The organism is Spirosoma sp. KCTC 42546, from assembly GCF_006965485.1.
GTDB lineage: Bacteria > Bacteroidota > Bacteroidia > Cytophagales > Spirosomataceae > Spirosoma.
Genome location: NZ_CP041360.1, coordinates 246,040 through 260,352 on the forward strand (window position 1 = coordinate 246,040; position 14,313 = coordinate 260,352).

The window sequence follows — 14,313 nt, forward strand, 5'->3', positions numbered from 1 at the left end:
GGTGATAATCTGATGAGCTATTAATCAGGATTTAGACAGTCTATTTTATGTGTGTTGACCAGGGGACGAAAACTCTCTGTTAATGCTGTTCAGCAGATCGTCTTCTGTATACGGTTTTTTTAGGTAGCCCATTGCGCCTAATTCCAGCCCTCTTCGCTCGTCAATTGGCTCAGCCAGTGCTGAGATAAAATAGAACGGAAGATCCTGAAATTCAACCGTTCTTCGTATGCTGGTTAATACATCGTATCCACTTAGGCCTGGCATCAATACATCACAAAAAACCAGGTCCGGCTTACATTTGTGAATCAATTCCAGGCCCGTATTTCCTTCAGGGGCCGATAACACCCGGAAGCCCGCTAGTTCTAATAGTTCAACTGTACCCTCACGGATATCGGTATTGTCTTCAATGATAAGTAGGGTTCTCATAAACGCTAAGGAGAATGAATTAAACGTAATTATCACAGCATGATTGATCGTACTCACTAACGATGGTTCACTTGGCTACAAACGGTTTTTTTAGGTAATGTAACGTGTTGCTCCAAGCAGATTCTTTTGGCGCTATTGTGTAAATAACCAGCGTATATAGAGTCCAGGATGCCCAAAGGGTCTATAAAAACTACGTTGGAAGACTATCAATAAATTTAGCTTATAAGGTATACGTTCACGTATAGAGCGTCTTGCTAGTCAAAGCTATACTTTGTTTAACTTTTATCCAATAATAAGGTATTAAAAGTTAAACAAAGTATAGCTTTTTGGTTTTATATATATGAAAAACAACAAAATATTTATTTGAAGTCTCGGCAGTAATTTATGAACTAAGGTAACGAGCCTATGTAATACTGAAAATAGGATTTAATTATGTTTATATAAATAATATATAGGTCGCTATAAATTAAATATTGACCAATATTGGCTATGCACTTAATTCAAATCATACTGCTTCCGTCGATTCATTAACACATTTGTTGGCGCTCCTAGCAGAGCGTTTGTGAATCAACTGTTTATGCCGCTGTATCTGCAATGGCTATGATTGTCTACGCAGGCATGGGATCGACACTATAGTACACCCGATATGAACACTAACCTTAATCCTCTTCGACTTCCTCTGCCAGCGAAAGCTCTCAAAGTATACATTCGTAAACGTGGTAAACTTGATTTTCCGGTTGCAGATCTGATGTTCCTGCAAGCGATCAGTAATTATTGCTGGCTCCACTGGCAGAATGGGCAACGGATGCTCATGCCACGTACCTTGAAATATTACATGGACAGATTGCCGGACGATTGTTTTATTCGACTGCACCGCAATTGCATCGTTAACCTACAGTACATAAGGCGAATAGAGCGAACGAATACGGATAAAGGGGGTTTGGTATACCTGCAATCAGGGGCAATTCTCCCTATATCGCGCCGTCGGTGGCTTTCGTCCCATCAGTTGTTAGCAGCTCATTGCCTACCCACTGACTACTAATTCAGGCTCTTGAATCATGCCCGAGTTAGTAGTCAGTGGGTCGCTTTAACAAACAACTTTGTCGTCTATCACGGAAGGAGGGTTCGTTAGCGGTCTAGCCTGTTTTCTTTGCGATGCAGGCGTGTACTGATATCCAGTATACGGTAAAGCGGACAGGAACCCGATATGCCTGTTATTAATAGAACAAAGGATAAGCATATCAGCAGCCAGTTAAGCGGAAACGTTATCTCCTTAACAAACAGGATAATCATCAGACTCACGCCCACAACAAGACGGAGTACAATATCTACATTACCTAGGTTTGGTTTCATGGCCTTTGGATCTGGTTTATACAACCAAAAGTAAAAGGACCGTTCTAGTTGTAATATGATGAATATTAGGTCGTAAGATGATGATTTTGTGTTTTTTGCGTTAGTCTGTTTTATGCGTAATTAGCTACCCCGCATTCAGAAATTTCCCAACACATAACCGCTTCTTATCCTGGCACAGCGTATACTATTCCCGTTAGTAAGTCGGATCGTTGGTCTGCTTGAACGCCCGGTATCTCTAGGCCATACCGATGCCGCAGAGCGGGTTAAACGTGCCAGTAGCAGCGTATTCTTTCCGGGATAGGATGCATCTGGAATTTGTTTTACCTGAAGTATATTGGTGGTTGTTTTCTAGGCCGAAAAAAGGTTTTTTTGTTGACCTGCTTACAAGAAGGTAACTTTCATAAGTGCTACCCTATTAACTCAGACATACTGAACTGTACGTTGCTTAAAACCTTACTACTGGTTTCTATTAACCTCTTTGCTGTCGTCTATGTAATAGGTCAGCCGTTTATCTGTCGGCAGTTTTCGGCGAATGATGGGCTTCCTTCCTCGTATTGTTTTACCGCACTTCAGGATCACGATGGCTACTTGTGGGTAGGTACATATGGGGGCGTGGGGCGCTTTGATGGGACGACGTTCAAAAATTTCACCGTTAACAATGGGTTAGTCAATAACCAGGCTATAAGTCTTTATCAGGCTAAAGATCAAACTATCTGGATTGGCACTTTCAACGGCATTAACAGCTGGAAACAGGGGCGTTTTCGAACCATAACGACTGTTGGAAACATACCAATTGAACGCGTCTACACGATTACACAAACCAGGGATGGACGTATCTGGGCTACCAGTGATCAGGGCTTACTGGTGTTCGACAACCCCGACGCAGTTCCCAGGCTCTACCAACTCGATGTGCATAACCAACCCGTTAGGCACCTTTGGGGTGTCTGCCAGACGCCTTCGGGGCAGTTGCTGGTTAGTAATACAGACCATCTTTTTCTGTTCGATAAAAACCGGTTTGTCGAAATAAACTACCCCAGCGGCCAACCGGTTGAAGCTCGATGCCTTGTACGAGTAGGCGAGCAGATGTTGATCGGGACTTATGAGCAAGGTGTACTTGACTACAAATCGGGAACGGTTCACCCGATCTATTCGGAGATACTGCCCGCTAACCTACGCGTCTTTAACATATTGACGGATAAGCGACATCGGTTGTGGCTAGCTACCAACCAGGGTGCTATTTGTATTGATAAAGGTAACGTCACGATCCTAAACACGAAAAATTACCTGCCCAGTGATAAATGCCTGGGTATCTGTACCGATGCTGAGGGTACGATCTGGCTTACATCGCCCGAAGGATTAATTCAATGCAAAGAGCGGTTTATAGATGTTTTTACCAAAGCAGATGGTTTATTGAACGATGAGATCTATTCGCTTGGTAAAGACAAACAGGGTGTCATCTATTTTGGTGGCAGCAACGGGGCCTTTTCCGCTTACCGACGTGGCACCTTCTTTCAACCTTTTCCCGCTTTTAACGCAACCAAAACCAGTGGCCTCCCCATCCATTTTACAAAGTTCGATCATAACGGAAATTTATGGGTTTCCTGTGATGTCGATGGCGTTTATAAAATCAGCGCTGGCCGAATCGGGAAACTAACGGCCACGGGTAAATTCTGTTCCGCTTTTCTTGAAGATACCCTACACGACGCCATTTGGATGGGTAATCGAGAGAAACTCTTCCGCTTTCAACAGGACCAGTGGATAACCTATACGCCACCACCCGCTATGGCAGTGGATGATATTCTGGCGCTGTATCAGGACAAACAAAGCCGTTTATGGATAGGTACGTACGGTTTACGGCTATTTGACGGTAAACGATGGACAGACCTGTCTAAAAAGACGAATACAGAAAACGTATTCATTCAATCCATCAAAGCAGATGCAGCGGGCGCTATCTGGGTGGGAACCATTGGGAAGGGGATCCGAAAAATCCGGGTGGATGACAAGGGGGCTATAGTTTCGGTCGAAACTATCTCCATGCGCCAGGGCCTCCAGAACGACAGCGTACTCGATATGGAATTTGACAACGAAGGACAACTATGGGTAGGGTCTTTTGGTGGCATTATGCGTATTGATCTGAAGCGACCAAAAGAGAAAGGACAATATGTGTCCCGAATCTTTAACCGGAATAGTGGCATTCTGGACAATACCTGGCAGGTGGTATCTTTTCTGAAAGACGATGTCGGTAATATTTGGGCGGGCACCTCAAAAGGAGCCATGCGGTTTGTTATACGAGCCATTCCGACGAACACAATTAGCCCGCCGGTTCATATTGTTTCGGCCCAGCGTTTACAAAACACACATGAGTCATCAACCCAGGGGCAGACTGTTGCGGCTGATGCGGTGTTGCCGTATTACCAGAATGCCCTCAATTTTCAATTTGTTGGGATCAGTTTGAGCGATCCTGCCGGTATCCGGTATACGTACAAGCTCGATGGATTGCCAGAAGCCAGTTGGTCCGCATTTTCGAATCAGAACAGTATTAATTTTAACAACCTGGCACCTAACACGTATACGCTGCACGTAAAGGCCATCAACGCAGATGGTATAGAAAGCCGAAAAGAGGCAGCATTCACCTTTGTGATCACTCCTCCATTCTGGAAAACCTGGTGGTTTCGAGTCCTGGTTGTGCTGGCTATTGGCAGCGCTATACTGGCAGCCGTTCAGTTCAGAATCCGTTTCCTGAATGAAAAGCACAAAACGGCTTTACAAATCAGCGAGTGGAAACTGAAAGCCCTCCAAAGCCAGATGAATCCGCATTTTATATTCAACTCGCTCAATTCAATTCAGAACTTTATTATCACGAACAAACCGATTGAAGGGGTTAAGTACCTGTCGAAATTTTCCAAACTGGTCAGGAAGATTTTAGATAATTCCAATTATCAGCTAATGAAACTGGAGCGGGTTATTGAAACCCTACAAATGTATGTTGAACTGGAGGCTATGCGGTTCAATCAGGAGTTCAGTTACCAATTCGTTATCGCCGATGATGAGGTGCTGTATGACACGCTGTTGCCACCTATGTTGTTCCAGCCTTTTGTTGAAAATGCCATATGGCATGGATTGATGCCCAAAAAGGGCGATAAATTACTGCTGATTCAGGTTGAAAAACAGGCCGATACACTGCTTTGCGTTATTGATGATAATGGCGTGGGACGAAGGAACAGTCTAAAAAAAGAAGGACATACCTCTCGGGGAGAATCCATCACGAAAGACACCTTTGAGGCTTTTAACCAACAACTGGGAAAAGAAGCTACACTAACCATTATTGATAAAGTAGCACCATTAACCGGCACCCGTGTCGAAATCCGAATTCCGCTATAGGTTGGACTGATGGGGCATACGGATTGGCTTATTTATCCAATTGTAACGCTGTCAGTCTTGTCGAGTATGTGTATATTCGTAGAAATAAGAATAATCTCTTTCGTTGTCGTATGTCTGGCGAGGAAGTCCTATTTTTCTATTTTGGGGCCGTTAGTGCCATCTGGCTACTAAACGCCGTTCGATGGAGTTTTTCACCAAGCTGGATTGATGGCCTATTTACGTTGCTGGTGCTTATCTCGTTTGCCCAGTCGATCTACTTTGCCTTATTTGCCGAAACCGTTCCCTTACCTAAAGCGGGCTATTTGATTATTCATAGTCTCCACCGAGGACTTATAAAAATCATTTTTCTGGAGTTGATCTACCTGCTCTTTAACGGGGCCAACTGGTCATCTTTAGCCCAAAGAAGGTGGCGCTGGGGACAAGTTGGTTTGACAATCTGCATGCTGATCAATGTAGGGCTATTTTCGTTGTCAGATGAAAATTGGTATCGGTCCGTGGCAGGCCATATCGTTTCAGGAGTGTACTGGTGCCTGATGATCGGAATCAGTGTGATGGGTATAGGTATCGCTGCCAGACGAAAGGATGCCATCGGAAAGACATTTATTATGGGCAGTGTTTTTATGCTGCTCAGTGAGTTGAATGTGTTGGTATACGCTTTGCTGCATCGATGGCCTTTCCCGGACAATGTGGTGTCGATCGACCTGCAAAGGCAGCTACTGTGGGGAGAGCGTATCCTTGAATTACTCAGCTTTTCGCTTTGCCTGGTATTCTACCAACGATATGTGGCCGTTACAAAGGCGGTAGAACAAACGCAGCTAGCCGAACAAATTAAACAGGAGCGCCTGGAGGCTGAACTGGCAATGCAGCGATTAGAGCAGGAAAAAACCAATGTTCAGCTTCGTGCTTTGCAGGCTCAGGTCAACCCACACTTTCTGTTCAACAGCCTAAACTCGTTATCTGCCTTAATCGACGACGATCAGGGGAGGGCCAGTCATTTTGTGGATCAGCTTAGTCAGGTTTATCGCTACCTTCTACGAACGAGTAACCAGGCGCTCACGACACTAGCCAGCGAACTCGACTTTATTGAGTCGTATTACCATCTGCTTAAAACCCGTCATGGTAGTGGGTTAACGCTAACGGTCCAGGTCAATCCTGCTTACCAGGCTAAACTTCTGCCTCCGTTTACCCTTCAGCTATTGGTTGAGAATGCCGTGAAGCACAACATCGTGCTGGCCAATGAGCCTTTACGGATCAACATTGTTACGGATGATGCCGGGTATTTAGTGGTGAGTAATAATCTTCAGCGTAAGCGTACACCCGTATTGTCAAATGGAGTAGGGCTATCAACCATTCTTGCCCAATACCAAAAGCTTGATCAGCTTCCTCCGGATATTATTGAAGGAGAAGGCCGATTTACCGTTCGGCTACCGCTCATTGAATCGTTAAGTGAATTGGCTCCGCAACAGTAACCCAGAAGCAGCTATCTTAGGCGCTTAATCTTATTTCTGGAACTAAACGCAGGAAATGCAAGCCAATGGCACGTTCGGTAGGGATCTTATTATTTGATGAAATTGAAGTGCTCGACTTTGCCGGGCCATTCGAGGTGTTCGGGGTAACGGGTCGGCAGAGTGGGCAAACGCGTTTTTCGGAGCCGCCGTTTCGCGTGTTCACGGTAGCCGAACGCGGGCCGGTTTATGCCCGTAACGGCCTGTGCATTACACCAACTTATCTGCTCAATGATCACCCGCAGGCCGACGTATTGGTGGTGCCGGGTGGCGGTGGCATTCATCCCGATGGTACGCGCTACGGCTCCCGACGGGAGATGAACAACCCGGTCGTGCTGGCCTGGGTGAAGCGGCAGTCCGAAAAAGCCGAACTGGTCCTGTCGGTTTGTACAGGGGCATTTATTCTGGGGAAAGCGGGTCTGCTGGATGGTCTGGCTGCCACAACGCACTACAAGGCCCTGGACGGCATGCGTGAAGCGGCCCCTAAAACGGAGCTACGACCCACTGAACGCTGGGTGGATAACGGAAAGATCATCACCTCGGCGGGGATTTCGGCCGGTATCGACGCGTCGTTGTATGTAGTTAGCAAATTGCATGGTCCGGCAGAGGCTACCGAAACCGCGCGTTATATGCAGTACGACTACTGGGCGTGATCGCTATAACGCGCGGTTTTCGCTTATTTCTTGACCTTGGGGGTTAACCCTGGGGGCATTATACCCGCTTCGTTCTGTTCGTACTTGGGAACTTTGGGCGCACCATGCACCTTGGGCGCTTTCGTGGCTACTTTCTTGATATTCTTGTTCTTCTTTTCCTCGTGTGCCATACTCGTGGGGTTTCCTATACAACACCAACCAGACAAAAACGCTTTATTTAATTTAGCCGCGTTCCCATACGGAACGTGGTAAGCTGTTAGCCTACCGCTTCAACGCTGATTTAAGCGCAGGTAGTTATTTACATAGAAAGTAAAAGACGTAGTAAGTAGACCGGTTCAATAAGGTGCAGGATAGCTTATAAAAGCATTAGGAAATCAACAGAATTAAGCACAAAAAAGCCGCTAGATGTGAATCTAGCGGCTTTTTTGTGTAGCCCGAGAAGGATTCGAACCTCCACAAACAGAACCAAAATCTGTCGTACTACCCTTATACTATCGGGCTGTTTTGCAATTGCGAGTGCAAAGATAACCGATGAAGGGCGTTAAAAACAAATAGTGGGTTAAAAAAAGTAGTTTTTTTGTTCGAATAAATCCCTTACCCGCTGATTTACAAAGGGCTATTAGTTGCTCAAATACTCGCAACCGGCGTAGCAGGGCTAATTTTTTTACTTAATCCCTGTAGCACTTTACCAGGGCCGCACTCAAAAAAGGCAGTGGCTCCATCGGCAACCATGCGCTCTACAGATTGTGTCCAGCGTACGGGCGATGTGAGCTGGGCAATCAGGTTTTCTTTGATTTGCTGAGGGCTGGTGGTGGGCTGGGCGTTTACGTTCTGATAAACCGGACAGCGGGGGGCATTAAACGGCATGTTCTGGACGGCTTCGGCAAACTCCGTTCGGGCGGGTTCCATAAATGGGGAGTGGAAAGCACCACTTACCGCCAGCGGCACCACGCGTTTAGCCCCGGCAGCTTTTAGTCGCTCTTCGGCCAGTTGAATCCCGGCCAAGCTGCCCGAAATAACAACCTGGCCTGGGCAGTTGTAATTGGCCGGAACAACAATCTCTTCTGTGATGCCCGCACATACGTCCTCAATGACCTTATCGGCCAAACCCAGCACGGCTGCCATAGTGGATGGGACCAATTCACAAGCACGTTGCATGGCCGTTGCCCGGACGGACGCTAACCGAAGACCATCGGCAAACGAGAGTACCCCAGCCGCTGTAAGCGCCGACAACTCGCCGAGCGAGTGACCCGCTACCATCTCGGGAGCGAAAGAATCCGTGGTAAGTGCCAGTACTACGCCATGCAAAAAAACAGCGGGCTGCGTATAAATGGTTTGCTTAAGATCATCGTCGGAGCCTTCAAACATAATGGAGGTCAGACTATAGCCCAGTACGTCATTGGCTTCCTCGAACAATTGGCGGGCGGCTTCGGAGTGTTGATAGAGATCGTGTCCCATTCCACGGAACTGCGAACCCTGACCCGGAAATACGTATGCGTTCATAATGAAATTCTGTTGACAGATAAAACGGTCGAAGGGTGCGAAAATAGCGGGATTATTAGGATTGGTCAAATAGGTAATCCAGCGCTTATAACTAATCTTTTATTTTTCAGTGCTTTACCGAGCGTCTGGCCTGATGTGAACTCATACCTGACGCTCGGCTAATTTATTTTCTTGCGCAACGAACAACCCAACAAACAATTGACTACTACATACTGTTGCGAAACCAGCTTAATAAGATAATTTATACAAGCTGTAAATAAGTCATAAAACCGCCGATAAAGGCGCTTAATCTTGTTTCCATGGCGATTGTGCTTTAGCTTTGATGCGCCGTTTAAAGCGGCTTTTTTTCAATCGTTTACACTAAATTTTCGTGTCGTTCACCGTATGGCTTGGGTAACACAAACTCTGTCCAGCTCCCTCGGCCGCAAGGTCATAATGTCGTTGACGGGGCTGTTTTTAAGTTCATTTTTAATTGTTCACCTGGCTGGTAATTTACAGCTATTTAAGGGTGATGGCGGGCGGGCCTTCAATGAGTATACGTACTTCATGACCCACAATCCGCTTATCATGACCGTTTCCTATTTACTGTATACCTCTATTTTGGTACATGCACTCATGGCTTTTGTGCTCACGCGCCACAATCAGGCGTCGCGGCCCGTCAAGTATGCCTATAGCAAGCCAGAGGCAAACAGTGATTGGTCGTCCCGGAATATGGGTATTCTGGGTACGATTCTGCTATTGTTCATCATCATTCACATGCGGACGTTCTGGTACGAGATGCACTTCGGTGCCGTTCCTATGGCCGAGTACGATGGTAAGCAATACAAAGATCTCTATGCCGTGGTACAGGTTGCGTTTGGTGAACTGTGGTACGTTATACTGTATGTAATCTGTATGGTGGCCATTGGGTATCACCTGGCCCATGGTTTCCAGAGCGGTTTCCAAACGTTGGGTATCCGGCACAAAAAATATACGCCCGTCATTGAGTTCCTGGGTAAATATTTCTTTGCCATTATCATTCCGGCTGCCTTTGCGGCTATGCCAATTTACGTGTATTTACAGGTTCACCATATAATTTAAAGAGTGAAAGAGTGAAAGAGCGGAAAAAAGCTTATTAGGCATTCTTTCACTCTTTCACTCCTTCGCTCTTTCGCTCTTTAAATATGAAACTGGAATCTAAAATCCCCGAAGGTCCTTTAGCCGAGAAATGGGCACGGCATAAGTTTGCGTTGAAACTGGTTAACCCAGCCAACAAACGTAAATACGATATTATTGTAGTGGGTACTGGCCTGGCCGGTGCATCGGCGGCTGCGTCATTGGCAGAACTGGGCTATAACGTGAAGGCGTTTTGCTTTCAGGACAGCCCTCGCCGGGCGCACTCGATTGCTGCGCAAGGAGGTATCAATGCCGCTAAAAACTACCAGAACGACGGCGACAGCGTGTTCCGTTTGTTCTATGATACCATTAAAGGTGGTGACTATCGCGCCCGCGAAGGTAACGTTCATCGGCTGGCAGAAGTCAGCGTGAACATTATTGACCAATGCGTAGCTCAGGGCGTTCCGTTTGCCCGGGAGTACGGCGGTACACTGGCTAACCGCTCGTTTGGTGGCTCGCAGGTATCGCGTACGTTCTACGCCCGTGGCCAAACCGGCCAGCAATTGCTGCTTGGTGCTTATTCGGCACTGAGCCGTCAGGTGGCTAACGGGAAAGTGAAATTATACACACGTACCGAAATGCTCGACCTCGTGGTTGAGGGTGGCAAAGCGCGTGGTATTGTTGTTCGGAACCTGATTACCGGGAAAATCGAATCGCATTCAGCCCATGCAGTACTGCTTTGTACAGGCGGCTATGGCAATGTATTCTACCTATCGACCAATGCAATGGGCTGTAATGTTACGGCAGCCTGGCGGGCACACAAAAAGGGTGCTGTTTTCGGTAACCCGTGCTTTACACAGATTCACCCAACCTGTATTCCGGTATCGGGCCATTACCAGTCGAAACTGACGCTGATGTCGGAGTCGCTGCGGAACGATGGACGGGTTTGGGCGCCAAAATCGAAAGAAGACGCTCAGAAGATTCAGAAAGGTCAGTTAAAGCCAACCGATCTGCCCGAAGACGCGCGTGATTACTTCCTGGAACGTCGTTACCCATCATTTGGTAACCTTGTACCCCGCGACGTAGCCTCGCGGAACGCCAAAAACATGTGCGACGAAGGCCGGGGTGTTAGTAAAACCGGACTGGCTGTTTATCTGGACTTTGCCGACGCAATCAAACGCGATGGTCAGAAAACGATTGAGGCCAAATACGGTAACCTCTTCGAGATGTACGAAAAAATCACTGGCGAAAATCCGTACGAAACGCCGATGATGATCTATCCTGCCGTTCACTACACAATGGGCGGTTTGTGGGTCGATTACAACCTGATGACTACGGTTCCCGGTCTGTACGCACTTGGCGAAGCGAACTTCTCCGATCACGGCGCGAACCGCTTAGGGGCATCGGCGCTGATGCAGGGGCTGGCTGATGGTTATTTCGTTATCCCCTACACGGTGGGTGACTACCTGGCAACGATTGGCCCAGCCGATAAACTGCCGGTTGATTCTCCCGTATTTAAGGAGGCCGAGAAAAACATTACCGCTCAAATCAGTAAACTCCTTGCCATTAAAGGGACACGGCCGGTTGATGATCTGCACAAAGAACTGGGTCATATCATGTGGGAATACTGTGGTATGTCGCGTACGGCAGAAGGTCTACAACTCGCCAAGCAGAAGATTCAGGCCCTGAAGAAGGAGTTCTGGTCGAATGCGAAAGTACTGGGCGATGCTGACGAAATGAATCAGGCATTGGAGCAGGCCGGTCGCGTAGCCGATTTCATTGAGCTAGGTGAACTCATGGTTGACGATGCCCTGAATCGCAATGAATCCTGCGGTGGTCACTTCCGAGAGGAATACCAGACCCCCGATGGTGAAGCCCTTCGCGATGACGCTAACTATGCCTACGTGGCTGGCTGGGAGTATCAGGGTGAAGGTAAGCCCGAGTTACTCAATAAGGAACCACTGGTATTTGAGAATGTAAAATTGACACAGCGGAGTTATAAATAAAGTGATGGGTTTACGGTATTCGGGTTATGGTAGGTAGGCTGACGCAAGAGGTGCTTTCGCCAGCCTACCTACCATAACCCGAATACCGTAAACCGTAAATCCGTCAAAGATGAAAATTAACCTAAAAGTCTGGAGACAGAAAAATAATAATACAGCGGGCAAGCTGGTTGAGTATCATTTGGATAACGTATCGGAAGATATGTCCTTTCTGGAGATGTTCGACGTACTGAACGACTCCCTGACCCGGAAAGGAGAAGACCCCGTTACCTTCGACCACGACTGTCGGGAAGGTATCTGTGGTACCTGTTCGATGTACATCAACGGACGGCCACACGGTCCGCAAACGGGGGCTACAACCTGCCAGTTACACATGCGTTCATTCAATGATGGCGATACAATTGTGGTTGAACCCTGGCGGGCACGCGCTTTCCCGGTCATCAAAGACCTTATGGTTGATCGGCTGGCCTTCGACCGGATCATCCAGGCCGGTGGATACGTATCGGTTAACACCGGTTCGGCTCCCGACGCCAACGAAATTCTGATTCCCCGTAGCATTGCCGATGAGGCAATGGATGCTGCTGCCTGTATTGGTTGTGGTGCCTGTGTAGCCGCCTGTAAAAATGCGTCGGCTATGCTGTTCGTTTCGGCAAAAGTGTCGCAATTGGCTATTCTGCCACAGGGGCAGTCGGAGCATAAGGAGCGGGCTGAGCGTATGGTCGCGCAAATGGATGCCGAAGGGTTCGGTGCCTGTTCGTTCACCGGTGCCTGTTCGGTTGAGTGCCCCAAATCCATTTCGCTGGATCACATTGCCCGTATGAACCGCGAGTACCTGGGTGCGAAACTGACTTCGGATAACGTTCAGGGATAAACTAAATTAGCAACAGAAAGCCCGACCAGGATAACTGGTCGGGCTTTCTGTTGGTTAAAGGGATGCAATACGCTCAGAAAGTCTCCCCGTTCTCGCTTGGCTACGCCGAGTGAGTGGTATATTTTTAACGGCCTCTGGCCGGAGAATTGCTAATTACTAAACACGGGCCAGAGGCCCTTGAATGAATATACATCACTCGGCGTAGCCAAGCGAGAACGAAGGATACAACAGCAAAAAGTTTAACGTTAATTCCGCTTCCTGCGCTCTTCCCGTCTCGACTTCTTCGCGTCGTCCAGCGCTTTTTTTGCTTCCTTATATTGACTGGATTTACGTTCCGCCTTGTCGATTACTTCTTTAAAGTATGTCTGAGCAAGGTCGTAGTCTTTCTCTTCGGTCGCAATTTTGGCCAGCCCGATGACTGACGATAAATAATAGCCCGACGTCGTTGCATTTGTCTGTTTAGAGAAATCGACAGCTTGCTGGTAATATTTTTTGGCTTCGGGTATATTCTTATAAAATATGGCGTTAATGTAAGCCAGAATATAGGCTGCTGTTCGACCGCTTACCGCTTCGTAACCCGATTGTGTGCGGCTAATTTTTTCAAGAATATCTTTAGATACCCGTTCCGCTTCGTTCGTACGGCCTGTTACAAAGGCTGACCGGGCGAAGTATCGCTCAAAAAATGGATTATCAGGATACTGCTCGTTCATGTACTTCGACATCTGGTACGCCTTGTCGTACTGATTCTCCATACTGTAAATCTGAACCAGGAAATAGCGAGCCTCAACGCGGGTGTAGAAAGCTGTATTTGCCGTTTTCTCCAACTCTTTGATGCCACTCACTTTGTTTCCTTTCGGAAAAAATAGCAGAATCGGCTTTAAGAGCGGGTAATTTTCGGGAATCCACTGAGCATAGTAATTATACATCCCATCGCCGAATAACAGTTCAGGACTGAAATCGGCATTTCCCTTGCATTTTTCGAAGTACTTCAGTGCATTTTTACCTGCAAATGTGGCCTTTGCCCATTTTTTACGCTCCGAGTAAAGTCGGCTTTTGAAGGCATAGGCAGCCGCAAGAAAAAACGAAGGTTCGAGTTTATTCTCGCTCTTGTCATAAAGTTCTTCGGCCAATGTAATCGTAGAATCCATGTACATCAGGCACTGGTCATCGTAGCCAGTTTCATCTGTATTAGGTACAATTTTCCACCATTCGGCCAATCCCATCAGGAAGGTGGGCATGGGATGTTTCGGATACCGCACCCGCAGCCACCGAAACTCCTTATCGGCCTCGTAGAACTTATAATTATACATCTGGTTGATAGCCTCCGCCGACTCAATCTGAACACCGGGGTGCTTAAGCAGACCATCATAGACCTTATCAAACGCCGACGGGTCATAGAGTTGAGCCTGCGCTATCAGCGCGATGCCCATCAACCATATCGTCAACACAAGTTTCTTCATTTCGTCAAAATTAATTCGTTAGTATATCAACGTAATCCATGGGCTGTGCGTTTGCCAAATGTT

Annotated in this window: 12 protein-coding genes and 1 tRNA gene; 7 read left to right on the forward strand and 6 right to left on the reverse strand. The window is 47.2% G+C overall.

The window, feature by feature from the left end:
* Positions 1-45: 45 nt before the first annotated feature.
* Positions 46-426, reverse strand: coding sequence for a response regulator (locus EXU85_RS01015; RefSeq protein ID WP_142770299.1), 381 nt, complete (start codon positions 424-426; stop codon positions 46-48).
* 646 nt (positions 427-1,072) lie between these two features.
* Here EXU85_RS01015 and EXU85_RS01020 point away from each other — a divergent pair.
* Complete coding sequence (locus EXU85_RS01020) at positions 1,073-1,468, forward strand: LytTR family DNA-binding domain-containing protein (RefSeq protein ID WP_142770300.1); 396 nt, start codon at positions 1,073-1,075, stop codon at positions 1,466-1,468.
* A gap of 86 nt (positions 1,469-1,554) precedes the next feature.
* Here the strand turns inward: EXU85_RS01020 and EXU85_RS01025 are convergent, their stop codons facing one another.
* Positions 1,555-1,779: a DUF2892 domain-containing protein gene (locus tag EXU85_RS01025; RefSeq protein WP_142770301.1), complete on the reverse strand. Its 225-nt coding sequence runs from the start codon at positions 1,777-1,779 to the stop codon at positions 1,555-1,557.
* Positions 1,780-2,220: 441 nt separating this feature from the next.
* Here EXU85_RS01025 and EXU85_RS01030 point away from each other — a divergent pair, with 441 nt between their 5' ends.
* The 3 genes from EXU85_RS01030 to EXU85_RS01040 all read left to right on the forward strand — a co-directional run bounded on the left by EXU85_RS01030 (position 2,221) and on the right by EXU85_RS01040 (position 7,318).
* Positions 2,221-5,160 carry a two-component regulator propeller domain-containing protein gene (locus EXU85_RS01030; protein WP_142770302.1) on the forward strand — a complete coding sequence of 980 codons (2,940 nt, stop codon included), beginning with the start codon at positions 2,221-2,223 and terminating at the stop codon, positions 5,158-5,160.
* Between the two features lie 110 nt (positions 5,161-5,270).
* Complete coding sequence (locus tag EXU85_RS01035; RefSeq protein WP_246859388.1) at positions 5,271-6,629, forward strand: sensor histidine kinase; 1,359 nt, start codon at positions 5,271-5,273, stop codon at positions 6,627-6,629.
* Positions 6,630-6,694: 65 nt separating this feature from the next.
* Positions 6,695-7,318: a DJ-1/PfpI family protein gene (locus EXU85_RS01040; RefSeq protein WP_142770303.1), complete on the forward strand. Its 624-nt coding sequence runs from the start codon at positions 6,695-6,697 to the stop codon at positions 7,316-7,318.
* A gap of 23 nt (positions 7,319-7,341) precedes the next feature.
* Here EXU85_RS01040 and EXU85_RS35235 read toward each other — a convergent pair whose 3' ends face one another.
* The 3 genes from EXU85_RS35235 to fabD all read right to left on the reverse strand — a co-directional run bounded on the left by EXU85_RS35235 (position 7,342) and on the right by fabD (position 8,821).
* Positions 7,342-7,488: a hypothetical protein gene (locus EXU85_RS35235; protein ID WP_168207721.1), complete on the reverse strand. Its 147-nt coding sequence runs from the start codon at positions 7,486-7,488 to the stop codon at positions 7,342-7,344.
* 260 nt (positions 7,489-7,748) lie between these two features.
* A tRNA-Gln gene (locus EXU85_RS01045) sits at positions 7,749-7,819 on the reverse strand.
* 126 nt (positions 7,820-7,945) lie between these two features.
* Positions 7,946-8,821, reverse strand: coding sequence for an ACP S-malonyltransferase (gene fabD, locus EXU85_RS01050; RefSeq protein WP_142770304.1), 876 nt, complete (start codon positions 8,819-8,821; stop codon positions 7,946-7,948).
* A gap of 384 nt (positions 8,822-9,205) precedes the next feature.
* Here fabD and EXU85_RS01055 point away from each other — a divergent pair, with 384 nt between their 5' ends.
* From EXU85_RS01055 to EXU85_RS01065, 3 genes are all read left to right on the forward strand, one after another.
* Positions 9,206-9,901, forward strand: coding sequence for a succinate dehydrogenase cytochrome b subunit (locus EXU85_RS01055; RefSeq protein WP_142770305.1), 696 nt, complete (start codon positions 9,206-9,208; stop codon positions 9,899-9,901).
* A gap of 83 nt (positions 9,902-9,984) precedes the next feature.
* Positions 9,985-11,922 (forward strand): fumarate reductase/succinate dehydrogenase flavoprotein subunit, encoded by a 1,938-nt coding sequence (locus tag EXU85_RS01060; protein WP_142770306.1) that lies wholly within the window; start codon positions 9,985-9,987, stop codon positions 11,920-11,922.
* Positions 11,923-12,031: 109 nt separating this feature from the next.
* Positions 12,032-12,790 carry a succinate dehydrogenase/fumarate reductase iron-sulfur subunit gene (locus EXU85_RS01065; RefSeq protein WP_142770307.1) on the forward strand — a complete coding sequence of 253 codons (759 nt, stop codon included), beginning with the start codon at positions 12,032-12,034 and terminating at the stop codon, positions 12,788-12,790.
* Between the two features lie 245 nt (positions 12,791-13,035).
* Here the strand turns inward: EXU85_RS01065 and EXU85_RS01070 are convergent, their stop codons facing one another.
* On the reverse strand, positions 13,036-14,250 hold the full coding sequence (locus tag EXU85_RS01070; RefSeq protein ID WP_142770308.1) for a tetratricopeptide repeat protein: 1,215 nt from the start codon (positions 14,248-14,250) through the stop codon (positions 13,036-13,038).
* Positions 14,251-14,313: the final 63 nt, after the last annotated feature.